The following is a 23850-nucleotide window of genomic DNA, read 5'->3' on the forward strand; positions in this document are numbered from 1 at the left end:
ATGTTCAGCAGCCCTTTTCATGATGCGGCTCATGATGCTTTAAAGACAAAGCGGCGCATGGAGACGTTCAGCACCAGACCTATCAGACAGAAATTGACGATAGTGGCGCTGCCGCCGTAGCTGATGAAAGGCAGGGGGATACCCACCACAGGCATCAGCCCGACCACCATGCCCATATTTATAAGAATTTGCCAGAAAAAATAAAAAAACACGCCGGCGCACAGAAAGCTGCCGAAACGGTCTTTTGCATCGCGGGCGGAGTTGAATATGGCCAGCAGGAACAGGCAGAACAGACCCAGCAGAATCATGTTGCCGATGAATCCCCACTCTTCGCCGAAAACCGCCACAGCAAAGTCTGTATGCTTTTCGGGCAGAAAGCGCAATTGTGACTGGGTGCCGCCCAGAAAACCCTTGCCCCATATCTGTCCGGAACCGATGGCTATCTGCGACTGGATGATGTGGTAACCGGCTCCCAGCGGATCGCGTCCGGGATCGAGAAATGTGAGTATGCGCTGTTTCTGATAGTCGTGCAGCACAAACCAGCCCAGCGGAATGAGCGGAGGCAGGGCGATGATGCAGGTTTTGAAAACATGCCGCGCAATGCCGCGGTACAGTATGACTCCGCCCACGTTGAGCAGCACGTTGAGGGTGGTGCCGAGGTCCGGCTGGGTGACAATGAGGGCTGCCGGAATAAGGCATATACCCAGTATTTTGAAAAGTTCACCCCAGTCCAGCGGTTCGCCCCCGCGGGAAAGCAGTCTTGCGGCGATGATCAGCGTGCTGATTTTTGCCAGTTCGCTGGGCTGCAGGTTGAAAAAACCAAAGGAAAGCCAGCGCTTGGCGCCGTAAACCGTTACGCCGAAAAGCGGAACGGCCACCAGCAGCAGCACTGTGACAATGAATACAGGCCACGCCAGACTTTTAAGGTGGCGGTAGTCGAAAAGCATGACGGCCAGCATGCCGCCCATGCCCACAGCCCCCCACAGAAGCTGTTTGCTGTAGAATGAGGAGACAGCGATGCCGTCGTCCACGCGGAACCCCGATGCCGAATACAGGTTGGCCACGCCCACGCCGAAAAGCAGCAGCGTCATGGCGATGAGCCCCCAGTTCATATGAGTCAGAATGCGTCTGTCTATGGGACTCATTGGCTGTCAGCTCCCGCTTCTCCGGGCACGCCGAAGAGGTAGTCGAAAAGTCCTTTCACAATGGGGCCTGCGGTGCTGCTGCCACCGCCGCCGTGTTCCACCATGACCACAATCACGTAGCGTTTATCGTCTTTCTGGCCCCATGCGGCCATCCATGCGTGGTCGCGTTCCCAGTATTCCATTTCTTCTTTTTTGCGGCGCTCTTCGCCCACAATGCGCACCACCTGCGCCGTGCCCGTTTTGCCGCCGATGACGGCGTCGGGTCTGCGAAGCCTGCGCGCCGTGCCCCGCGGAGCGTCAACGGTATCGACCATGGCTTTCAGGATGACTTTGCGCGCATCGGCCCCGATGGGAATTTCATGCTGCACCAGCGGCTTTTCGTCCACGAGAATCTGTGGTTTAAGCAATTTGCCGCCGTTGAGCAGGGCGCCGATAAAGCGTGCTATCTGCAGAGGAGTGACCAGAGTGAACCCCTGACCGATCGAAATATTGAGCGTTTCGCCGCGGTGCCATACCTCGCCGAAGCGTTTACGTTTCCATTCCCGCGAAGGTACCAGCCCCGAACGCTCATGGGGCAGGTCTATGCCGGTCAGTTCGCCGAATCCGGAAGCCTTGGCAAATTCCGCAATGCGGTCGATGCCGATTTTGTCGGCCACATCGTAAAAATAGACATCGCACGATTCCACAAGCGCCTTGTGCAGGTCGGTGTGCCCGTGTCCCCATTTTTTCCAGCAGCGGAACACGCGGTTGCCCATGGGATAGCGTCCGTTGCAGAAAACAGTCTCCTTGGGGTCGACCACTTTGTCTTCCAGCACCAGACCGGCCATGAGCAGCTTCCAGATGGAGGCGGGCGGATATACGGACTGGATGACTCTGTTCTGCATGGGGTGGCGCGGGTTGTCGCGCAGTTCTGCCCATTCCTTGCCGGTCAGACCACGGGCGAAGGCGTTGTTGTCAAAGGCCGGCGCGGTGACCAGCGCATGCAGCTGACCTGTGTCGGGATCAAGCACCACAATGCAGCCCGACTGGCCTTCAAGCATTTCAAACGCCTTGTGCTGCAGGGCCAGATCAATGGTCAGGTTGATGTTTTCACCGGCCTGAGGGGCCCGCAGTATGTGGTGAGTCAGGTCGCGGCCCACCACATCCACTTCCATCTGACGCAGACCCTTCTGGCCGCGCAGCCGGTCTTCTAAAACCAGTTCCAGTCCCTGTTTGCCCACAGTGTCGCCCAGCGCCAGTTCGGGACGCTGCTGCAACTGTTTTTCGTCTGCTTCGCTCACATAGCCCAGCAGGTGTGCCAGTTCCGGCCCCGAAGGATAATAGCGCCGCGGCCGGACAATTATCTCCAGACCGGGCCAGCGGTTTATATTGGCCTCTACCGCGGCCAGCAGCTCAAAGGAAATATCCGGAACAAGGATGAGCGGCTCGAAGGATTTAACCTTGCGTTTGTCGCGTTCGTAGCGCTGAGTTATCTCCGTCAGGTCAATACCGGTCCACTGGCTTATCTGGGCCAGTGTGGAGGGAATGTCGTGGCAGTCTTCACGCACCAGTCCCAGACCGTAGGCCGGACGGTTTTCTGCCAGCAGCATGCCGTATCTGTCACGCAGCAATCCGCGCGGCGCGTACATCTGTTCCTGCCGCAGACGGTTGTCACTGGCCAGACGTGCGTAATCTTCACCTTTGTGTATCTGCAGATACCAGAAGCGCAGCGCAAAAACCAGAAAGATAAGCGCCACAAGCCCCTGAAGCAGCATGAGCCCTGAACGCGGGGGCTGGAAGCCTTCCGAATCAAGCTGGACTTTCATCGGGGGCGAACCTTTTTCTGGCCTGCATGACCAGCAGCCAGCAGGGCGGGATGACAAGAGCCTGTATAATGCTTTCGTGCATAAGGCGACTCTGGATGAGGGATATATCCTGCAGCATGGCCATGACGGAAATCATGCCGAAGTGTGTCAGCCCCAGACCGGCGGACAGCAGCAGAACAAAAGAAATGTTTCTGGCCTCGAAAAGCCAGCGTCCTGCCTGCACCAGTACTGCGGCACCCAGATACTGTCCCACGGCGGGGCCGAATGACATGGTTCCGCTGCCTTCCTGAATCAGTGAAAAACAGATGATGATCCAGAATGTCTGGATGGGGCGTTCTTCCTGCAGCGCAATGATGAGCCCCGGCAGCAGAAAATCGATGCCGGGAACCAGCTTCTGAGCCCATATGGCGGCTGCAGCGTACACAAGCCACCAGATAACATTGCGCATTGTCCGAGTTCTCTTGCGGTGTTTGCGGGTCAAAACGGTGCCGCCCCGCGGAGGGGCGGCACAAGTATCGTCCGGTGCAGGCGCTAGCGCGTGGCGTTGGCGTGCGCTGTATGCGCTCCGGCCTGCGGGGGCGTTTCCACTGCGTGAAACGCGGCATGCGGTCCTGCCGGGCGTTGCAGCAGCAGCACTTCTTCCAGCCGGTCTATGCCGGCCAGCGGAACCGCGTGCACGGTCTGAAAGAGTGAGATATCGGAATGTTCAATACGCACTATGCGCGCCACGGGCAGGCCTTTGGGATAGGCGCCCGCCAGTCCGGAAGTTATGAGCGTTTCGCCTTCTTCCAGCTGCGCATTGAGCGGAACAAACCGCAGAACAAGTTCCGAGCGGGCCCCTGTGCCCATCAGAATGCCCGGTGTGCGGCTTGCTGAACCGAGCACGGCAATACGGCTGGCGGGGTCGGTGATAAGCTGCACCGTGGCCGTGAAAGGCCCTGCCCGCATGATTCTGCCCACAACTCCCTTGTGTGTCACCACGGGAGTGTTGGAACCTGCTCCCTGAAGGTAGCCCTTGTTCAGCATAATGCTGTCAAGAGCGGCTTCGGAACCGAGGCGCTGGGCAATGATGCGGGCTCCCACCCGTTCCCACTCCGCAGGAGCGGAAAAACCGTTAAGGGCGCGCAGCCGTAAAAGTTCCTGCTGTTCTTCTCGTGCCTTTGCCAGTTCAAATGAAAGATCTTTCACCTGAGCTGCCAGGCGTTCGTTCTGCTGGCGTACATCGACCAGGTACAGATACTGTTCCCAGAAATCCACGGCGCTTCGGTGAACCCATTCGCCCGGTTTCAGAACGGCCCCTGCAAACTCAAGCCCCGTGTGCGAAGCGGCATTGTCAAGAACACCGGTCCGCAGGTTCCATGTGTACAAACCCAGATACGCGAAAAGCACAGCAAAAAGTACGGCCAGAATGCGTTTGGGCGAAACGTTAATCGATTGCGACCTCCTTCAGGATGTCCAGATTGTCCAGCGCTTTGCCGGTACCCACAACAACGGTGGAAAGAGGATCGTCCACCACGGTGATGGGCAGCGATGTCTCTTCGCGCAGCAGCTGGTCAAGCCCCTTGAGCAGGGCGCCGCCGCCGGTCAGCACTATGCCGCGGTCCACTATGTCCGCTGCCAGTTCCGGCGGGGTCTGTTCCAGCGCCACACGCACTGCCTGCACTATGGAGTCCACCTGTTCGGATATTGCCTTGCGTACCTCTTCCGAGGTTATGGTGATATTCTGGGGAATACCTGTCACAAGATCGCGTCCTTTAACCTCGAGCTGCTGCTCGGGGTCCATGGGGTAGGCCGAACCGGTCTTGATCTTGATTTCTTCGGATGTGGATTCGCCTATGAGCATGTTGTACTTGCGTTTGACGTGCGTCATGATGGCTTCATCCATTTTATCGCCGCCCACGCGCACGGAACGCGAATACACCACGCCGGAAAGCGAGATGACAGCCACTTCCGTGGTGCCGCCGCCGATGTCCACCACCATGTTGGAGGTGGGCTCCTGAATGGGCAGATTGGCGCCGATGGCGGCTGCCATGGGTTCCTCGATGAGGTAGACTTCGCGTGCGCCGGCACTCTGGGCCGATTCCTTTACCGCGCGTTTTTCCACCTGTGTTATGCCCGTGGGCACGCAGATGATGATGCGCGGACGCACCAGACGGCGCGAGTTGTGCACTTTGGAAATGAAATGGCGAAGCATGGCTTCGGTAATTTCAAAGTCGGCAATGACGCCGTCTTTCATGGGACGGATGGCCTGTATGTTGCCGGGGGTGCGGCCCAGCATGCGTTTGGCGTCATGCCCGACGGCAAGAACGACATTGCCGCCGCGGTTATCTTTTTTTACGGCGACAACGGAAGGCTCGCGCAGAACGATGCCTTGTCCTTTCACATAGACGCAGGTGTTCGCGGTGCCCAGGTCTATAGCCAGGTCGTTGGAAAACATACCCAGCATAAAATCGATTGCTTTAGACATGTATGGTCTCGCTTGCCTCGGGGGGGATGGATGCGTAATCAGTTTCTGGTCAACAGCGTGTGCTTCCAAATTGTCCGACTTGTCAACTGGAAACCCGATGAACAGATATTACCAGCTTTCTTCGTACTGGCGCCACCGCTACGGGGCGCGTATTCAAAAAATTCCTCTCGATGCGGGGTTCACCTGTCCCAACCGCGACGGAACCCTGTCACACAGCGGATGCGTGTTCTGCAATCCCGGCGGATCCGGATCGGGACTGGCCCGCAAGGGTCTTACCCTGCCGGAGCAATGGGCACATTGGCAAGGCATTTACGGGCCTCGCCACAAGTCGGGGCTATACATAGCCTATTTGCAGTCATTTTCCAACACGTATGGCCCGCTGGAAAAGCTTGAGGGCGTACTTTCTCAAATCGAAGGGTTCACCGGTGTTGTAGGAGCGGGCATAGGCACCCGCCCTGACTGCCTTGACGAGCAGCGCCTTGACCGGATAGCCCGTAGTATCGGGCGCATCGATGCGGCGCTTGCTGCTTCGGGTATACAGCCGCAGGGCATTTGCGGCAAGGCCGGAGCGGAGGTATGGCTTGAACTGGGGCTGCAGAGTTCCAGCGATGCCACGCTGCGGCGCATAAACAGAGGCCACGACTTTGCCTGCTTTGTCAAAGCCGTACATATGGCGCATGAGCGGGGCCTCAAGGTGTGTGCGCATCTGATAGCCGGTCTGCCCGGCGAAACCGGTGCCGATTTTGCCCGGACTGTTGCCGATGTGGCAGCCCTGCCGGTGGCCGGCGTAAAGTTTCATGGCCTGTATGTGGCCGAACATACCGCCGTGGCAGCGATGTGGCGCAGCGGGGAATACCGGCCCATGGAAATGGAAGAGTACGCGCAGGCGGTCGCTTCCGGACTGGCGGTACTGCCTGCCGGCGTTGTCATACACCGTCTGACAGGCGACGCCGCGGAAGGCGAACTGCTTGCCCCGGCATGGAGTGCCGACAAGCGCGGCGTCATAGCCCGCATAGAGGCAGTCATGCGGCAGAACGGCCTGTGGCAGGGGTGCAGGGCAGACGCGCCGCACAGTACGCCGTTATGGTTTTCGCAGCAGCACATGCTGCCGGCCGCCATGCACGACCGGTGGCGCCGTTCGGTTGAGGAACACTGCTGCGGCAATGCGGCAGGCTGAGCTTTGCGACGGCCGCTGCTGACGGCGGCGCTGTGCCTTACGGTACAAGCCGCAAAGCGGACCTGATTTGTGTGCAACCGTTAACGCGACGGGGGTAGGCTATGTACGATGTCGAGATACTGGTGAGCGGCCCGCTGGCCATGCTGCTTGAATGGAGCGGCCCTGATGGCGCGCCGGACGGGCCCGCCTGTGCGGAGCCCTGTATTGCCCGTGTGGGGCTGCGCTGGTCGGCAGGACTTGACGGAAGCGGTCTGCTTACGGGGGCAAAACTGCCCCGGCCCGGCGCGGAAGCCGGCGACCTGCTGCCCCGTACTCTCGTGGCATTTTCCGGCAGCGTGCCGGACGGCATGCATAACGGTGCGGCGGAACTTTCGGCCACCGGCAGCCGCATGCTTGAGGCGCTGGACAGTTATGTACAGCAGGGCAGAACGCAGTGGCCACAGGTTGCTCTGCCCATGGGCGGACTTACCCCGTTTGCCCGCAAGGTGCTGGAAACGCTGCGGCACGAGGTACCCGCCGGCAGTACCGTCACATACGGGCAACTGGCCGCCATGGCCGGCCGCCCTGCAGCCGCCCGCGGGGTGGGGCAGATAATGGCCCGCAACCGCTGGCCGCTTGTCATTCCCTGCCACAGGGTTCTGGGCAGCAAAGGGGCCATGGTGGGGTATACGGGTGCGGGCGTAGATATGAAACGCTATCTGCTGCAGCTGGAAGGGGCTTCACTGTAAGCGGAGCGGGCTGTCAGGCCAGAAGCAGCGCACACCACGGCGGCAGAGTGACCGGTATGTGTGTTCCCGCGGCAAAGCGGTGGGGCAGGTCTGCCTCATCTTCCTGTGTATGCGGACTGTGCCAGCGGCGGTCGGCCGTGCACAGTGCCTGACTCCACGCCTGCTGGCGGGCCAGCGGGGCCGTGGCGGCGTCAATGCTGAACGTGGCTGCCTGCGGTCCGCAGTTGAGCAGCAGCCACGAGCTGTAAATCCTCGCGGGGTCGGTTCTGCCGGTGCAGATGACCTGCGGATGGGGTCTGCTTACATACAGAGTCTCAAATGAAGGGCTGTCCAGCGAGGGCAGGGTCTGCCGCAGCCGTATGCACCGCCGGTACAGGTCGCGGACAGTGGCATGATACCGGGTGTCCTGCAGGCGCCATGACAGCCGCGAGTTTTCAAAAGCGGCCGGTGAATGCGGTTCCGGTGCCGTGGCGCACGGCACCCAGCCAAAGGCCGCTGCTTCGCGCCGTCTGCCCTGTGCCACCTGCCGGTTCAATTCCGGGCTGTGATCCACAAAAAAGTGGAAGGGGGCCGGATCATCGTATTCTTCTCCCATGAAAATCAGCGGAACAAAAGGTGAAAGCAGCAGGGCTGCAGCGGCCATGCGCCGGGCTGCAGGACAGGTGAGCGCGTGCAGACGCTCGCCCGAGGGACGGTTGCCCGTGACATCGTGGTTCTGCAGATAGACGATGACCTGTGAAGGCTGCAGACCGCGGGGCTGGTCTCCGAAAGGTTGCTTGCGCCACGGGCACAGCTGCCCCTGCCTGAACCAGCCGCGGGCGAATATTTCTGCCAGCGCGTCCACAGGGCTGACAGCCGCTGCCGGGGGGCACCGTCTCTGAGCTTCTTTGCCTTGCTGCCCTGCTGCAGGCGGGGTCTGTGCCGGTTTTGCAGCGTTTTGCGCGGTGTGGAACGCCGCATAGTACCCGCAGGATTCGCCGGTAAGCCGGGCATGTACTGCGTGGTGAAAGTCGTCACTCCATTGTGCGGCCATGCCGTAGCCACCGGCGCTGCGTGGTGTGGTCAGGTGTATTTCGTTGCGGGTGCTTTCCGCCATGATATGAAGCCGCCTGCCTGAGGCGGCGGCCAGCACCTGCGTTTCCCGCGTGAGTGCGGCGAGAATATGCTCTGCGGAATCGTCCTGCACATACGGGGTGGCGTCCAGCCGCAGCCCGTCCATATGAAAATGCGCCATGAGTCTGAGACAGCAGTCCAGAAAATAACGGCGTACGGCCTGAGCGGATGCTCCGTCAAATGAAGGGCAGGCCCCCCACGGAGTGTGGTGCCGGCGGGAAAGGTAGGGGCCGAATTTCGGCAGGTTGTTTCCCTCCGGTCCCAGATGATTGAGCACCACGTCGCCATACACTGAAAGACCCAGCCCGTGGGCCGTATCCACAAAGCGGCGCAGTGCATCGGGACCGCCCGCACGGTGATGGATACTGTAGGGAAATACACCGTCATAGCCCCAGTTCCAGCGTCCGGTTGTTTCCGTCAGGGGCATCAGTTCCACGGCGGTCACGCCCAGTTCAGCAATGCGGGGCAGACGTCCGGCGGCGGCATCCAGTGTACCTTCGGGGGTGAACGTGCCGGTATGTATTTCGTAGATGACCGCGTGAGGCATGGCTACCGCACCGAAACCGCTGTCGGTCCAGATGAAAGCGGCCGGGTCGTCCGTCATGGAAGGGCCGTCAATACCTTGCGGCTGATGGGCGGAAGCCGGGTCTGCCAGCAGCTCGTCCCCCAGCCGGATGCGGTAGAGCGCACCGGCGGGCATGGGGGCTGTTCTGGCTTCCCGCCAGCCGCCTCCGCACGCTTTCATGGGAATTTCCTGTGGGCAGGGCGCTTCGATGACAAGTACCGCGGGCTTGCGGCGTGTGGTCCACAGCCGGAAGAGCCAGCTGCCGTCCGGCAGGCGGCGCGGCCCGTGGGCCGGTACAAAGAGAGTATGCATTACCGCAGAATGCGGGCAGCGGCCGGTAAAGTCAATGTGCCTGCGCGGCTGCCGTCCGCTTGAACCGTATGCCGCCCTGTGGCACATGTGGCGGTACATAACCTTGATTATGCAGAAGCCATGAATGACAAAACGACTGTAATACCTACTGTGATGGAGCGGCTGGAAAGGCTGGATACCGGACAGTGTCTGGACATGCGCACGTATAAGCGCAACCGTTCAGTGGCCATTGTGAGAACCGGACCGGACAGCTTTACCGTGGTCGAGCGGGGCTTTCATGAAGAGATGTGGGAAGGGCTGAGTGCGGACAAAATCCGGCGCCTGCTCAAGACGTTGCTCAAGCGCGAATTTCCGCGCAGCAATAAAATACGTCTGTACACTCTTGATTCGTTTGAGCTGGCCGATGTGAACCGCATGGGACACGGTTCGGGGCGGTTCGGGACATGATGGTGCACAGAGCCGGTGCCGTGCAGGAAGTGCTCCGCCGGCTGCAAAAACTGCCTTGCGGACAAGGGGTGGACATGCGCACGTTTAAACGTGACAGGTCTGTGCAGGTGCTGCGTACGGGCGATGATGCTTTTTACGTGGTGCAGGACGGGTATGAGCGGCACGAGTTCACGGAAGTTTCTCTGTCCGCATTGAAAAAACTGCTCCGCAGGCTGCTTGATAAGGAATTTCCGCGCAGCAATACCGTACGCCTGTATGCGCTGTGCGACGCAAAGCCGCCTGCGGAGCTCTGAGCTGCGGTCAGCGCGGCGGCAGCACCCAGCCGCGGCGTTCGTAGTGGCATGTATATCCGCCCGGAACACGCTGCAGATAGTCCTGATGCTCCGGTTCGGCCTCCCAGAAATCGGAAACGGGTTCGACCTGTGTCACTACCTCTGCAGGCCATACGCCCGAGGCGTTGATGTCGCGGATGGTTGCCAGTGCTGTTTCGCGCTGCTGCTGCGTTGTATGAAAAACGGCCGAACGGTATGAACTGCCGATATCATTGCCTTGTCTGTCCGCTGTCGTCGGGTCATGTATCCGGAAGAAGTATTCCAGAAGACTGCGGTAAGACAGCACGGCAGGATCAAAGATGATTTCAACGGCTTCCGCATGGCCGTGGTGGTTTCTGTATGTCGCGTTCGGCACGCTGCCGCCGGTGTATCCGGTGCGCGTGGCAAGCACGCCGGGCAGCTTTCTGATGAGTTCCTGCATTCCCCAGAAGCATCCTCCGGCCAGTACTGCACGTTCGGTTACTGTTTCCATGGGCTACTCCCGTGTGGTGAAAAGGTGTGCATATTCGCCGTACCCTTCCTCTTCCAGCTTGTCCGCCGGAATAAAACGCAGTGCGGCTGAATTGATACAGTACCGCAGGCCTGTCAGATGCTCCGGCCCGTCTGTGAACACATGTCCCAGATGACTGTCCGCATGTTTCGAGCGTACTTCTGTGCGGACAAGACCATGACTTGTATCTTTTTTCTCCACTATATTCAGTTCCACAGGTCTGCTGAAGCTGGGCCACCCGCAGCCGGAATCAAATTTATCCAGTGATGAAAACAGCGGTTCGCCGGAAACGATGTCCACATACAGTCCTGCTGCGGTGTGGTCGTGAAAAGCGTTGCTGAACGGACGTTCAGTGCCGTTTTCCTGCGTTACCCTGCGCTGCTCATCTGTCAGTGCGGCCAGTGCCTCCGGAGTTTTGCGGTATTTTTGCGGCATGGGATTCTCCTGCGGTGCTAGGGGTGATGCGTATACTCTATGGCAATAAGCACGCGGGTCGGTAAGTCCAGAATCCGAGGAGGAAAGAATGGTACGGGCAGGCAGGGCACTTGGTTCAGGGGAACAGCCGGTGTAGCGCAGGCAATAAAAAAAGGGATCGTAAGATCCCTTGAATATTGCAGAATGGCGGAGAGGGAGAGATTCGAACTCTCGGTACCCTGTTAAGGTACACACGATTTCCAATCGTGCTCCTTCGGCCAGCTCGGACACCTCTCCGCGAATGCGGAGTGCTATCTAGCAGTATACGGAAGGCAATGCAAGCGGAAATGCCTGCGGATATGAAAAGAGTGCAATGCACGTGCTGCGCCGGTGCAGGGTATAAAAAAAGAGCGCAAGGCTTGTACAGCATTGCGCCCTTTAGGGAGCCGGGCACCCGAAAACAACTGTTACGGCTGCTCCCTCTCGGGCCTGACCGGATTGGCAGCGCTTCCGCCGCCCGGCTCTCTTGAAATTCTATAAAAACACAACTGCCACAGCAGCGTAAAATGGCGGAGAGGGAGAGATTCGAACTCTCGGTACCCTGTTAAGGTACACACGATTTCCAATCGTGCTCCTTCGGCCAGCTCGGACACCTCTCCGCAAGAGAGGGTTAGCTAGCAGAGACAGCCCGGCAAGGCAAGTAAAAAATGTCCCGGAGACCGGATGAGCAGTAAAATGACTGGTTGCAAGGCTGCGGCGGCACGGCGGCACGGCTTGTGTCGTCCGTGCCGGAACATGCCGGAACAAGTCGGAACATGGCAGCACGGGCGTGCCACATAAAAGGGAGTACCGGAGCACTCCCTTTCATGTCACTTTTCCGTGTCTTTCGGCGCCTTGTCATTGCGGGGCTCACGGCTCCGGAATGACGGCACTCAGCAGCTTTTGGGCAGCTTGTCCATGGGCAGTATCCGCGGAGCGAAATACAGCCACAGCACGACGATTGCCAGGGGGATGAGCCAAGCCCACATACAGACCTCCCGACGGGCGTGCGGCGTCTAAATGCCCATCACGTTGTAGCCCGCGTCCACAAACAGCACTTCGCCGGTGACGGCGCCGGAAAGGTCCGATGCCAGAAACACGGCTGTGCGGCCTACGTCCTGCGTGGTTACATTGCGGCGCAGCGGTGCGTGTTCCTCAATGTGGTTGAGGATGGTTTTAAAGCCGGAAATGCCGCTGGCTGCCAGCGTTTTGATGGGACCTGCGCTCACTGCGTTCACTCTTATGCCCCGTTCGCCCATATCTGCAGCCAGATATCTGACGGAGGCTTCTAGAGCGGCCTTGGCCACGCCCATTACGTTGTAGTTGGTTATGACTTTCTGCGAGCCGTAGTATGTCATGGTAAGCACGGAACCGCCTTCTGTCATCAGCGGTTCAAACGCCTTGCACACACAGACCAGAGAATAGGCGGAAATATCCATGGCCAGTTTGAAACCTTCGCGGCTGGTATCGATGAATCTGCCGTGCAGGTCTTCGCGCTGGGCAAAAGCGATGGAATGAACCACCACGTCCACGCTGCCCCATTGTTCTTCCACTGTGCGCACTGCCGCGGCCACCTGCGCATCGTCGGTGACATCCAGCCGGAAGGTGAATTCGCCGCCCAGCTCTTCGCTTATGGGGTCCACACGTTTCTGGATGGCTTCGCCGGGGTAGCTGAAGGCCAGCCGTGCGCCCTGAGCCTTGAATTCCTGTGCAATGCCGTAGGCGATGCTTTTGTTATTGGCCACGCCAAGAATAAGAATTTTTTTATCTTTCAGCAGCATAGTCTCTCCTGAATGCCTGTATGCCGTCTGCTACAGGTTCAGAGTTTTTCCGGTCAGGATGGAGTACGCTTCCGCGTACTTGTTGCGGGTTTCGGTTATGACATCCTGCGGCAGAGCCGGTGCGGGCGGGGTTTTATCCCAGTCCTGTGCCGAAAGCCAGTCGCGCAGGTACTGTTTGTCAAAGCTGGGCTGGCTTTTGCCGGGCTGGTACCCCTGTACCGGCCAGAAACGTGAAGAGTCAGGAGTCAGAACCTCGTCAATCAGAATGACGGCGCCGTCAATGATGCCGAATTCAAACTTGGTGTCGGCAATGATGATGCCGCGGCTTTCGGCGTATTCGCGGCCTTTTGAGAATATTTCAATGGACAGGCGTTCTATCTGGGCGGCTACGTCGTCGCCCACCAGTTCGCGCGCCCGCTGCACTGATATGTTTTCGTCGTGTTCACCCAGTTCCGCCTTGGTGGACGGCGTGAACAGCGGGGTTTCCAGCTTGGCCGACTCTACCAGACCGGCGGGCAGGCTGTGGCCGCAGACCATACCTGTTTTCTGATAATCCTTCCAGCCGGAGCCGGTAATATGGCCGCGGACAATACATTCGACCGGCAGCGGAGCGGCCTTGCGCACCAGCACGGCGCGGCCTTCCAGCATATCCGCGTACTTGTGCAGCGGCTGCGGAAAATCTTTTACGTCGGAAGCTATCAGATGGTTGGGCACCAGATCGGCAAAGCGCTCCATCCAGAACAGGGTGATGCTGTTCAGAATGACCCCTTTGTAGGGAATAGGTTCACCCATGATAACATCAAAAGCGGACATGCGGTCGGTGGTCACAATGAGCAGCGTCTCTGCGTCCACCTCGTAAATGTCTCGAACTTTGCCGCGGGAAAGCAGTTTGTATTCTGCAATGTCAGTCTTGGTAACAATCTGCATGGTTTTTCCTTGCACGGGGTTATGAAAGACGCGATTCAACCGAGCGGGCGTGGGCTTCCAGCCCTTCCAGCCGGGCCAGCCGCGCTATTTTAGCCGCGTTTGTCTGCGTAAAAGTCTGTGACGCGGCAATGATACTTGATTTTTTACAGAAAGACTGCACCGACAACGCCGAAGAAAAGCGGGCAGTGCCCATGGTGGGCAGTACGTGGTTGGGACCTGCGAAGTAGTCGCCCACCGGTTCCGGCGAATGCGGTCCCATGAAGATGGCACCGGCATTGCGGATGCTGCCCAGAAGTCCCCACGTATCCTGTACCAGCAGTTCCAGATGCTCGGGAGCTACCTTGTTGGAAAGCTCTACCGCCGAGTTCAGGTCGGGGGTCACCACTATGGCGCTCCAGTCGCGGAGCGAGGCGCGTGCTATGTCTGCCCGGTCAAGACCGGCAACCTGTTTTTCCAGTTCGGTGTGCACTGCGGCAGCCAGCTGAGGACTGGGGGTGACCAGTATGGCGGAAGCCAGCGGGTCATGCTCCGCCTGCGAAAGCATATCGGCGGCAACGTGTGCGGCATCGGCCTGAGAGTCTGCGATGATCAGTATTTCGCTGGGACCGGCTATCATGTCTATGCCCACCGTGCCGATAAGCATGCGTTTGGCGGTGGTGACAAATATGTTGCCCGGACCGGCAATGAAATCCACGGGGGCTATGGTCTGTGTGCCGTATGCCAGAGCGGCCACGGCCCATGCCGAGCCGGCACAGTATATTTCGTCCAGCCCCAGAACATGCGCGGCGGCAAGAATATAAGGGTTGAGGGTGCCGTCTTTGCGCGGCGGTGTGGTGACCGCAATGCGGGGAACCCCTGCAACCTGCGCCGGGACGGCGTTCATAAGCAGGCTGGATATGAGGGGCGTGTTACCGCCCTGTCCGCCGGGAACATACAGACCGGCACTGTCCACGGGACGGGTCATCTGCCCCAGCACGGTACCGTCAGGGCGGGTGATGAACCACGCTTCCTCTTTTTGTGCAGAGTGAAAATGCCGGATATTGTCTGCTGCTTCGGTAATGATCTGCAGATCATGCCGGGGGATTTCACGGGCGGCCTTTTCGATGGCATCGGGCGCGACGCGCAGGGAGGAAGGATCGAAGTCGGGACAGTCGAACCGTCTTGTGTACCCCGCAAGGGCCGCGTCCCCGTCTGACCGGATGGCATCCATTATTTCACGTACGACAGGCTCAACGGAATTTTCGGGGTTTTCCCGACCGCAGAGCATGTCACGGATGCCTTGCCAGTCTGCTTCTGACGAATAGGTAAGTGTACGACAGGGCATGGCGGTTCCTCTTGTTTTCTTCACCGCGCCGGATGTGGCGCGGTGAGCCTGTTTCTTACAGCAGGCGGCACAAAAAGTCGAGACAGCGGAAGGCGTATGCCGGCGGCACGGACACCGGCGATACCGGCAGGGCGTAAAGAATATGCCTTATGTTTTTTCCGCAGCCTTCAGCCGTTGATCAAGACGGCGGCATGGCCTGTGAGGCTGCTGTCTGTACCTTTGCCGCAAGCCGGAAACGTGAAAAGGCCGGAAAGCCCGTAAGCTTTCCGGCCGGAATGGCGAGTGACACGCCGTCGCGTATGCGCGGTGACTCTTAGAAGGAGTAGGTCAGGTTTACGCCGGCCTTCCAAGCGTCGTCGGTGTCGTCGTTGATCCAAACGCTGTCGTCGAGGTCGAGCTTGATCCAGCCCAGTTCAACGGCGGCGGTCAGGTTTTCGTAGATCTGGTACTTGGTGTCCACGTTAACTTCCCATGCGCTGTCTTCTTCGCTCAGGTTGCCGTTGAAGGAAGTGTCGTAGATGTCGGCCTTCTCATCGTTGGTACCTTCGTAGTAGGCAACACGGATGGTGTGGGTAACGTCTTCGATGAACTTGATGTCTTCGGCAGCCAGCACAACACCCCAGGTGCCTGCGCCGGTGATGGAGATCAGTTCGTCGCGCAGGATGCCGGCAGCGCCGTCAAAGCCGAAGCTGGTGGGAGCAAAGCCTGCGGGGGAGATAACGGGCAGACGTTCGGTGCCGTCGCCGAGGTCGTCGTCGTCACCGGTGCCGTACCATGCGGTCAGGGTGGGGGTGAACATGTCCATCTTGTATGCCAGCTTACCGGTCAGGAACCAGCCGGCTGCTTCCTGTGCGTCGGTGTCGCTGTCCACAGCGCCGTAGATGGCGTCAGCGGAGAACACGATGGGGTCGAACATGGTCAGTTCAAAAGCAGCGCCGCCCCACCATGCGGTGGCGTCGTCGCCGGTGATTTCTTCGTCGTTGATTTCAACGCCGGCGTCTTTGCCGATCATGCCGTACACGAAGTAAGGAGTAACGGAGAAGCCGTCACCCTTTGCGCTGAAGATAAGACCGGCAAGGTCGTATTCATCCATTTCGTTCTTGCGATTGTTACCATCGTCTGCATACGAATTTCCGCTGTTCTGGTCGATGGGACGTGCCCAGAAACCGGTCAGGCTGTACATGTCGTTGAAGGCGTAGGAAGCCACAATGGCTGCCACGTCATCGTCCATCACGGGGTTGCCTGCAACTGCTGCGGGCAGAGCCAGACCCTGCAGACCCATACGGATCTGAAGAGCAGTGTTGGGCACGGTGAAGTCGATGTAGGCACGACGGGTTTCAACGTTCACGCCGTCGGTGCCCAGTGCGCCGCCTGCGCCCTGACCGATGTTGTTGTTGTCGCCTTCCTGACCCCAAACGGTTTCACCGATTTCGAAGAACAGGGTGCCGGATACGTTTTCAGATGCGGTGATTACCGTCTGAACACGTACACGCTGACGGGCGTCGAAGTCGTCGTCGGAGCTTTTGCTCTTGTCAGCGTCATAAAAGTTGGTGTTGTCAGTCCACTGAAAAGCGAAGTCGAACTGACCGGTGGTTTTGATATCGGCTGCGGCTGCGCCGACCACCGATGCCATCACGAATGCTGCTGCAAGCAGCAGACTGGTGATGCGTTTCATTGGAGAACCTTCCTTGTTTTGGTGTGAAAACAATATTCATACATCCTTGTATGTATGAGTTGAAATATTTGTACTCGCCCTGTGAAGTCGTGGCAAGGGGAAAAATAAAAAAAAAGCAAAAAAATTGTACCGTGGCTGTGGGGCCTTGAAATGGCAGGCCGGAGCGTAGGAGGAGGGGCGTAAGCGGGCACAGGCCGGTACACGGCGCAGGCAGACTGCGTCCGGCGGTTGTGCCAACAACGCGGCAGAACGCAAAAAAAGCCGGAGGCCTTGCGGCCTCCGGCGTCAAAAGCATCAGGAACAGAACAGCTTAGAAGCTGTAGGTCAGGTTTACGCCGGCCTTCCATGCATCGTCGGTGTCGTCGGCGGCACCCCAGACGCTTTCGTCGAGGTCCAGCTTCACCCAGCCGAGTTCGATGGCTGCGGAAAGGTTTTCGTAAATCTGGTAGTTGGTGTCGAAGTTAACTTCCCAAGCGCTGTCTTCTTCGGTCAGGTCGCCGAATTCGATCATGCCCTTAGCGAAGCTCTTTTCGTCGTTGGTGCCCTTGATGTAGGCAACGCGCACAACGTGGGAAACGTTTTCGATGAACTGGATGTCTTCAGCAACCAGAGCAACACCCCAGGTGCCGGTACCGGTAGCGGAAAGGATAGCGCCCTGCAGGATGCCGGCAGCGCCGTCAAAGCCGAAGCTGGTGGGAGCAAAGCCTGCGGGGGAGATAACGGGCAGACGCTCGGAACCGTCGGTTGCGTCGTCGTCTTCACCGGTGGCGTACCAAGCGATAACGCCGGGGGTGAACATATCCATCTTGTAGCTCAGCTTACCGGTCAGGAACCAGCCGGTAGCGTCGTTAGCTTCAACGTCGCCACCGTCGGTGTCGCCGTAGATAGCATCAGCGGAGAACACGATGGGGTCGAACATGGTCAGTTCGAAAGCAGCACCGGCCCACCAAGCGGTCAGGTCGTCGGCAGTGGCATCAACGTCCTTACCGATCCAGGCGTAGGAGAAGTAAGGATTGAAGGTGTAGCCGTCGCCCTTCACGCCCAGCACCAGGCCGGCCATGTCGAACTCGTCGTTGAGGTTCTTCCGGTTGAGGTTGACGGTGTCGTAGGCATCGCCACCGTTGGTGTCAGCAGGACGTGCCCAGAAGCCGGTCAGGCTGAACATGTCGTTGAAGGCGTAGGAAGCCACGATGGCTGCCACGTCGTCATCAATAATGGGGTTGCCGGCAACAGCGGAAGGCAGTGCCAGACCCTGCAGACCCATACGAACCTTCAGTTCGGTATTGGGCACGGTGAAGTCGATGTAAGCACGACGGGTTTCAATGTTCACGCCGTCGGTGCTCAGTGCGCCGCCTGCGCCCTGACCGATGTTGGCCGGGCCGCCATCAGCGCCGCCAGCCTGGCCCCAAACGGTTTCACCGATTTCGAAGAACAGGGTACCGGATACGTTTTCAGATGCGGTGATCACAGTCTGAACGCGTACGCGCTGGCGAACGTCGAAGTCGTCTTCGGAGGCGCCGGCCTTTTTAGCGTCCTGGAAACCGGTGTTGTCGGTCCACTGGAAACCGAAGTCGAACTGACCGGTGGTTTTGAACTCGGCAGCAGAGCCGGCGGCAACGGTGCCGAACACGAAAGCTGCTGCGAGAAGCAGAGTAGCAATACGTTTCATTTCTTTCTTCCTTCCTTCTTTTGCGAAAAACGTCGTTCCTGATGCGGATGACCTTAATTGAATCGATACATGCAGGTTTAGCGCAGTCGTCCGGCACGTGCAATAGGCTGAGAGCAGAAAAGTATAAAATTTTTTACCGCGCATCAGGGTTGCAAGAACTCTTATTGGTGCCGCTCGATTGCTGTTTTTCATTTTAAATTATTTAAAACAATATATTGTATGAAGTTGCACGGGGTGTCGGGATGGTCGCCCCTCATGCTTGAGTAAATATTATTTTTTTGCCGTTATGCGGGGGGCGATGGCTATCCTGCTGAAAAATATACATACACAAATGTTTGTATAATGGGTTGCGAGTATAAAAATTTGTACCGGCGAAGCCCGGTGCACTGTCAAACGCGACGGAAAAACGGGGGCGTCAGGCGTTTTGTGCGCCATGGAAAAGGAGGGGGCATGCCCGCGCCGCAGGTCCGTGATTCCGCGGCGTCGCCGCCCGAAACGTGTGCGGCAACGGCTTTTCCGGCCTTTGTGTCCGGTCCGGTAGTCAATGCGCAGACGCCATCACCCAGCGGGCCGGAGCCCTGGTATGCGCAGCGCCGCCTGCGGCACGGGTGATGAAGGTCCGCCGCTCTTTGCCCATGACGTTGCATTCAGCGGGTATTAAGGCGATAACCACCGCATGGATCAGATCGACATCTCATGTATTCCCACCACACCGGGAGTATATCTATATAAAGACCCCGCGGGGAAAGTTGTCTACGTGGGCAAGGCTAAACACCTGCGCCGTCGCGTGGCGTCGTATTTTCGCGATATACAGCGGCATACGCCTAAAACCCGTGCCATGCTGCGCAGTGCCGCCACGGTGGAAACGCTGTCGACCACCACGGAAAAAGAGGCTCTGCTGCTTGAAGCAAGCCTGATCAAAAAGCACCGCCCGCGTTACAACATCCTGCTGCGTGACGACAAACAGTATGTGCTTTTTCAACTGACCAGAAAGCACCACTGGCCCAGACTGGTGCTTACGCGCAAAGTCCGTAAAGACGGCTCCGCCTATTTCGGGCCGTTCACCTCCGGTCAGGCCGCGCGGCAGACATGGAAGGTAATACACAAGGTGTTTCCGCTGCGCAGATGCTCGGATAAGGCTTTTCGTAACCGGGTGCGCCCCTGCCTGTATCATTTTATGAACCAGTGCCCCGGCCCCTGCGTGCTGGATGTGGACCGCGACGGATATATGCAGATGGTCCGCAAGGTGGAGATGCTGCTCGCCGGCCGTTCCACGGAACTGATCGACATGTTGCGTGCCGACATGCAGGCAGCCAGCGATGCGCTGGAATTTGAAGAGGCCGCCCGGTTGCGTGATCAGTTACAGGCTGTGGAACGGACAGTGGAGCGTCAGGCCGCTGTGCTGCCGGGCGTGCACGATATGGATGCCGTGGGGCTGGCGGAGGCCGGAGGCGGTCTGGCCTTGAGCGTGCTGTTTATCCGGCGGTCGGTATTGCTGGATAAGCGTAATTTTTTCTGGTCGGGACTCACGCTGGAAGAAGGCCCCGAAGTTCTGCTGAGTTTTCTGACCCAGTACTACGGGCCGGGCAGCTTTATTCCTCCCCGTATTCTTGTGCCGTGGGATATCCGCACAGAAGACCGTGAAGGGGCGGAGCTGGCGCCTGCCGCGGTATGCACCGATGCCGGTCTGCTGCCCGATACGCCTTTGCTGCCGGATTGTCCGGAAGCTGCCCCCCTGCCCGCCGCGCCGGTATTCGCGGTGTCGGCGGGTGACGTCATGCCGTCGGGACACGATGCGGGCCCTGCCGGTACAGCTGATGCTCCCGTGGTACGGGGTGACTCCGCCCCTGAACAGCCCTTGCCGGCGGCGGTGCCGCCGCTGTGTGCGGAAGAGAGCGCTTCCGGTTCGGCCCTGCGGGCCGTGGCGGAGATGCTGACCGAACTGCGCGGCGGGCCTGTGCGGGTGCTGCCGCCGCGGAATGCCACGGACAACCAGCTGGTGACCATGGCCACCGAAAATGCCCGGGAAGATGCCCGTGCCGAAAAGCGTCCCGACGTGGCGGGTGTCATTGCGGCAAAGCTTGGCATGAGCGCACCGCCGGTGCGTATTGAGGCCGTGGATGTTTCGCATACCGGCGGAAGCAACACCCGTGTGGGCGTTGTGGTGTTTGAAAACGGCACTCCGGCCAGGGACCAGTACCGTACCTATGCGTTTTCGGATGATGAAGCCGGAGGGGACGATACGGGTGTGCTGGCGTTGTGGGCTGTGCGGCGGGTGCATTCCGGACCGCCGTGGCCCGACCTGCTGCTGGTGGACGGCGGGCGCGGGCAGCTTGCGGCAGTAATGACCGCACTGGAATCGGCCGGTGCGGGCGGTCTGTTTGCCGTGGCTTCCATAGCCAAAGCCCGTAACGAAGAAACCGGCAGGGCAGACCGGCGTGCAGGAAATCTGGCCGACAGAATCTTTCTGCCCGGCCGCTCCAATCCGGTGAATTTCAAATCCGGATCGCCGGAACTGCTTTTTTTGCAGCATGTGCGTGATACCGTGCATGACTATGCCATCGGGCGTCACCGCCGCGCGCGGAGCGGGGCTGCGCTTTCCGGCGAGCTGCAGCGCATGCAGGGCATCGGTCCGGCAACGGCCCGTCTGCTGTGGGAACATTTTTCCAGCCTGCAGGAAATGGTGGACGCAGGGGAAAAGGGACTGGCTGCTCTTCCGGGTATCGGCAAAGCCAAGGCAGCCGTCATCCACGAGGGGCTTAAAAGGCTTGTGGGCTGAGTCCGCCGGCGGGTGTCTGTTCCTGCCGGAAACAGGGGAAAGGTATGACAGAGCTTTTGCATCACCGGCAGCCGCGGCGCTGCAATGCCGGCCCGCTGTATGCCGTGACAGATAGTGACGGGGTGTTTGTGGTTGTTTCTGCCGGTTTTGCCTCGCTGATGCACGGTGCCGGTGTGATGCCCGATGCTGCGCTGACGGGACGCCCCGCAGCAGCTGTTTTGGCGCGCCTGATCCCGGCCCCGCAGATGCCCCTGACAGCGGTCTGGAACGGTAAGGTGTGGCTGGATTTTTACGGGCTGCTGCGTGTGGAGATTGTGCCTTTCACTGCGTGCGCCTGCAAAGAGGGCAGGGCGGCGTGGCATCTCATACAGTTGCTGCCTGATGCCGCAGAGGCGTGCATGGACTGTGCGGGCAGAACAGCCCGCGGGCTGGCGCACGATTTCAACAACGCTCTTGCCTCTGTCATGGGTTTTGCGGAACTGGCAGCCGGACAGGCAGGGCACGGCGGCAGCAGTGAATTGCTGCACCGCAGTCTGGCCAATGTGCTTAAAGGCTGCGGACGAGCCGGTGCCGTGCTGGAAAAAGCCCGCGCCGTGGCGGGACGCATCCCGCTGAATCTTACGCGGCATAGCGCCTGTGCACTGCTGCAGCAGTGGACAGACACGAGACGGGCCGCTCTGCCGGACTCGGTGCAGCTGTGCACCGGCACGTTGCAGGCGCTGCCCGCCATTACGGCTGATGCCCGCTGGCTTGAAAAAGCTTTTGCCGCCGTATGGGACAATGCGCTTATGGCCATGCGCGGCACCGGCGGAACCCTGCGCGTGGAATGCCGTGCAGGGCAGGGGTACGACGGCAGGGCGTATGTGTTTATGGATGTGACCGATACCGGATGCGGCATGGATATGCAGACATGCCGCGAGGCCGTGGAGCCGTTCTTTTCCGGCTGGGAAAATACAGCGGGGCAGACTTCCGCCGGAGGACAGGGCTGGGGGCTTTCACTGGCGTGGGGAGTTCTGCGTGCGCACGGCGGCGGACTGGAGATTTCTGCACAGCCGCTGGCCGGATGCCGGGTTTCGTTCCGTCTGCCTGCTGCGTGCGAGGGCTGAGGCTGGTCCGCCGGCGGTACGTGGTCTTTTTTTTGAGGAGGGGACATGGCCCGTGTGCTGATAATAGATGATGATGACCTGTTTTGCGAAATGGTCGCGGCTGCGCTGGAGCTGAGCGGCCATGAAGTGCGCAGTGCGGGAACGGCCGCCGACGGACAGGCCCTGTGCCGATCTGCCGGTTTTGATGTGATTTTTCTTGATATCCGTCTTCCTGACGGTAACGGGCTGGAGCTTATACCCGCATTCAGCGCCTGTCCCTCAGAGCCGGAAATAATCATTATAACAGCCGCGGGCGACCCGCATGGTGCCGAAATGGCTATCGGCAGCGGGGCTTGGGATTACCTGAGCAAGCCTTCGCCGCTGGACGAGCTGCAGCTTACACTTACGCGGGCGCTGCGTTACCGCAAGCGCAAAGCGGCTTTCATCAGACCCGCTGCGGACAGACAGGGTATTGTGGGCAGCAGCCCGCGCATGCAGGCGTGCATTGATCTTATGGCAGAGTTTGCCCCGTCCGACACTCCCGTGCTTGTGACCGGAGAAACAGGAACAGGCAAGGAGCTGTTTGCCCGCGCCCTGCACCGCAACAGCCGCCGGACAGCCGGACCCTTTGTGGCCGTGGACTGTGCGTCTATCCCGAAAAATCTGATTGAAAGCGAATTGTTCGGGCACGAAAAAGGGGCGTTTACCGGTGCCGTGGCAGAGCGCGACGGCGTGTTTGCACAGGCGCATGGCGGCACGTTGTTTCTTGACGAAGTAGGTGAGCTGCCGCTGTCGCAGCAGAAGGCTTTTCTGCGCGTACTTCAGGAAAGAACCTTCCGCAGGGTGGGAGGTAAAAAAGAACTGTACAGCGACTTCCGGCTGGTGGCGGCAACCAACAAAGATCTTCCTGCTCTGGCGGAGCGGGGCGAATTCCGTGCCGATCTGCTTTTCCGGCTGCAGGCGGTGCTGCTGCACCTGCCGCCCCTGCGCGACAGGGGACGTGATATTTACGAGCTGGCGCTATACCATGTGGAAAAACTGTGTCTGCGCTACAAGCTGGGGCACAAGGAACTGACCCGCGAGGCGGCTGCTTTTCTGGAAGACTATCCGTGGCCCGGCAACGTGCGCGAACTGGTGCATGTGGTGGAACAGGCTGTGGTGGCAGCCCGCAGTGACGAACTTGTCCAGCCGGAGCATCTGCCCCGCAATGTGCGGGCGGTGGCCATGCGGCACAGAATGCAGCGCAACGGCACCGGCGGGGCGGCAGTTGTGCCCGCCGCTGTGTCCATGGCGGTTTCTGCCGGCGGCGAAGCGGCATTACCCACATGGAAAGCATACCGCGAACGGGTGATGGCCGAGATGGAGCGGCAGTATCTGCTGCGCCTGCTGACCGAATCCGGCGGCAGCATCACACAGGCGGGCCGGCTGTCGGGGCTTTCGCGGCAGCGGCTGTATGCTCTGCTCAAGCGTAACGGCATCAGCCGCTCGTGGCCGGCCGGCAACAGTCCGGCAGAAGAGACACAGGATTCCGATGTATAGTATTGTAAGGATAAATCTCTTATTAGGAGAATGTGTA

At 59.3% G+C, this 23850-nt stretch carries 20 protein-coding genes, 2 tRNA genes and 1 other RNA gene; 7 read left to right on the top strand and 16 right to left on the bottom strand.

Annotated elements, in window-relative coordinates:
• Nucleotides 1-29: 29 nt before the first annotated feature.
• The 5 genes from rodA to ACZ5D1_RS04060 form a co-directional block, all read right to left on the bottom strand.
• Complete coding sequence (gene rodA, locus ACZ5D1_RS04040; protein ID WP_011367034.1) at nucleotides 30-1145, bottom strand: rod shape-determining protein RodA; 1116 nt, start codon at nucleotides 1143-1145, stop codon at nucleotides 30-32.
• Complete coding sequence (gene mrdA, locus ACZ5D1_RS04045; RefSeq protein ID WP_011367035.1) at nucleotides 1142-2950, bottom strand: penicillin-binding protein 2; 1809 nt, start codon at nucleotides 2948-2950, stop codon at nucleotides 1142-1144. The genes rodA and mrdA overlap by 4 nt, the downstream gene beginning before the upstream one ends.
• Complete coding sequence (locus ACZ5D1_RS04050; RefSeq protein WP_011367036.1) at nucleotides 2934-3398, bottom strand: hypothetical protein; 465 nt, start codon at nucleotides 3396-3398, stop codon at nucleotides 2934-2936. Before ACZ5D1_RS04050 ends, mrdA begins: the two co-directional genes overlap by 17 nt.
• An 83-nt stretch (nucleotides 3399-3481) precedes the next feature.
• Complete coding sequence (gene mreC, locus ACZ5D1_RS04055; RefSeq protein ID WP_337955214.1) at nucleotides 3482-4381, bottom strand: rod shape-determining protein MreC; 900 nt, start codon at nucleotides 4379-4381, stop codon at nucleotides 3482-3484.
• Nucleotides 4377-5417 (bottom strand): rod shape-determining protein, encoded by a 1041-nt coding sequence (locus ACZ5D1_RS04060; protein WP_011367038.1) that lies wholly within the window; start codon nucleotides 5415-5417, stop codon nucleotides 4377-4379. Before ACZ5D1_RS04060 ends, mreC begins: the two co-directional genes overlap by 5 nt.
• A 97-nt stretch (nucleotides 5418-5514) precedes the next feature.
• Here ACZ5D1_RS04060 and ACZ5D1_RS04065 point away from each other — a divergent pair, with 97 nt between their 5' ends.
• Complete coding sequence (locus ACZ5D1_RS04065) at nucleotides 5515-6594, top strand: TIGR01212 family radical SAM protein (protein WP_464555993.1); 1080 nt, start codon at nucleotides 5515-5517, stop codon at nucleotides 6592-6594.
• A 101-nt stretch (nucleotides 6595-6695) separates the two neighbouring features.
• Nucleotides 6696-7322 (top strand): methylated-DNA--[protein]-cysteine S-methyltransferase, encoded by a 627-nt coding sequence (locus ACZ5D1_RS04070; protein WP_273194031.1) that lies wholly within the window; start codon nucleotides 6696-6698, stop codon nucleotides 7320-7322.
• A 13-nt stretch (nucleotides 7323-7335) separates the two neighbouring features.
• Here ACZ5D1_RS04070 and ACZ5D1_RS04075 read toward each other — a convergent pair whose 3' ends face one another.
• Nucleotides 7336-9312, bottom strand: a complete 1977-nt coding sequence (locus ACZ5D1_RS04075; protein ID WP_464555995.1) for an alpha-amylase family glycosyl hydrolase — start codon at nucleotides 9310-9312, stop codon at nucleotides 7336-7338.
• A gap of 120 nt (nucleotides 9313-9432) precedes the next feature.
• Here ACZ5D1_RS04075 and ACZ5D1_RS04080 point away from each other — a divergent pair, with 120 nt between their 5' ends.
• On the top strand, nucleotides 9433-9759 hold the full coding sequence (locus ACZ5D1_RS04080) for a hypothetical protein (protein WP_011367042.1): 327 nt from the start codon (nucleotides 9433-9435) through the stop codon (nucleotides 9757-9759).
• Nucleotides 9756-10052, top strand: a complete 297-nt coding sequence (locus ACZ5D1_RS04085) for a hypothetical protein (RefSeq protein WP_464555996.1) — start codon at nucleotides 9756-9758, stop codon at nucleotides 10050-10052. The genes ACZ5D1_RS04080 and ACZ5D1_RS04085 overlap by 4 nt, the downstream gene beginning before the upstream one ends.
• A 7-nt stretch (nucleotides 10053-10059) precedes the next feature.
• Here the strand turns inward: ACZ5D1_RS04085 and msrA are convergent, their stop codons facing one another.
• From msrA to ACZ5D1_RS04135, 10 genes are all read right to left on the bottom strand, one after another.
• Entirely contained in the window at nucleotides 10060-10563 is a 504-nt protein-coding gene (gene msrA, locus ACZ5D1_RS04090; RefSeq protein WP_273238361.1) for a peptide-methionine (S)-S-oxide reductase MsrA, read from the bottom strand.
• Nucleotides 10564-10566: 3 nt separating this feature from the next.
• Nucleotides 10567-11016 carry a peptide-methionine (R)-S-oxide reductase MsrB gene (gene msrB / locus ACZ5D1_RS04095; RefSeq protein WP_011367045.1) on the bottom strand — a complete coding sequence of 150 codons (450 nt, stop codon included), beginning with the start codon at nucleotides 11014-11016 and terminating at the stop codon, nucleotides 10567-10569.
• A 184-nt stretch (nucleotides 11017-11200) separates the two neighbouring features.
• Nucleotides 11201-11292: transfer RNA gene (locus tag ACZ5D1_RS04100), tRNA-Ser, on the bottom strand.
• A gap of 137 nt (nucleotides 11293-11429) precedes the next feature.
• Nucleotides 11430-11525, bottom strand: an RNA gene (ffs, locus tag ACZ5D1_RS04105) — signal recognition particle sRNA small type.
• 37 nt (nucleotides 11526-11562) lie between these two features.
• Nucleotides 11563-11654 (bottom strand) — tRNA-Ser (locus ACZ5D1_RS04110).
• A 396-nt stretch (nucleotides 11655-12050) separates the two neighbouring features.
• Nucleotides 12051-12815 carry an enoyl-ACP reductase FabI gene (locus ACZ5D1_RS04115; RefSeq protein ID WP_011367047.1) on the bottom strand — a complete coding sequence of 255 codons (765 nt, stop codon included), beginning with the start codon at nucleotides 12813-12815 and terminating at the stop codon, nucleotides 12051-12053.
• Nucleotides 12816-12845: 30 nt separating this feature from the next.
• Nucleotides 12846-13742 carry a phosphoribosylaminoimidazolesuccinocarboxamide synthase gene (locus ACZ5D1_RS04120; protein ID WP_455697049.1) on the bottom strand — a complete coding sequence of 299 codons (897 nt, stop codon included), beginning with the start codon at nucleotides 13740-13742 and terminating at the stop codon, nucleotides 12846-12848.
• 19 nt (nucleotides 13743-13761) lie between these two features.
• The gene (gene hisD / locus ACZ5D1_RS04125) at nucleotides 13762-15066 is read right to left on the bottom strand and encodes a histidinol dehydrogenase (RefSeq protein ID WP_464555998.1); all 1305 of its coding nucleotides are present in this window, start codon (nucleotides 15064-15066) and stop codon (nucleotides 13762-13764) included.
• Nucleotides 15067-15379: 313 nt separating this feature from the next.
• Nucleotides 15380-16741 (bottom strand): outer membrane homotrimeric porin, encoded by a 1362-nt coding sequence (locus tag ACZ5D1_RS04130; protein WP_464555999.1) that lies wholly within the window; start codon nucleotides 16739-16741, stop codon nucleotides 15380-15382.
• A gap of 310 nt (nucleotides 16742-17051) precedes the next feature.
• Nucleotides 17052-18410, bottom strand: coding sequence for an outer membrane homotrimeric porin (locus tag ACZ5D1_RS04135; RefSeq protein ID WP_464556001.1), 1359 nt, complete (start codon nucleotides 18408-18410; stop codon nucleotides 17052-17054).
• A gap of 676 nt (nucleotides 18411-19086) precedes the next feature.
• On the opposite strand from ACZ5D1_RS04135, the gene uvrC reads away from it, so the two are divergent.
• The 3 genes from uvrC to ACZ5D1_RS04150 are packed head-to-tail and all read left to right on the top strand — an operon-like array spanning nucleotide 19087 to nucleotide 23813.
• Nucleotides 19087-21189: an excinuclease ABC subunit UvrC gene (gene uvrC, locus ACZ5D1_RS04140; RefSeq protein ID WP_464556002.1), complete on the top strand. Its 2103-nt coding sequence runs from the start codon at nucleotides 19087-19089 to the stop codon at nucleotides 21187-21189.
• A gap of 44 nt (nucleotides 21190-21233) precedes the next feature.
• Entirely contained in the window at nucleotides 21234-22295 is a 1062-nt protein-coding gene (locus tag ACZ5D1_RS04145; RefSeq protein ID WP_464556003.1) for an ATP-binding protein, read from the top strand.
• A gap of 45 nt (nucleotides 22296-22340) precedes the next feature.
• Nucleotides 22341-23813 (top strand): sigma-54-dependent transcriptional regulator, encoded by a 1473-nt coding sequence (locus ACZ5D1_RS04150; RefSeq protein ID WP_011367054.1) that lies wholly within the window; start codon nucleotides 22341-22343, stop codon nucleotides 23811-23813.
• The last annotated feature ends 37 nt before the right edge of the window (nucleotides 23814-23850 follow it).

The sequence above is a fragment of the Oleidesulfovibrio vietnamensis genome, from assembly GCF_055388115.1.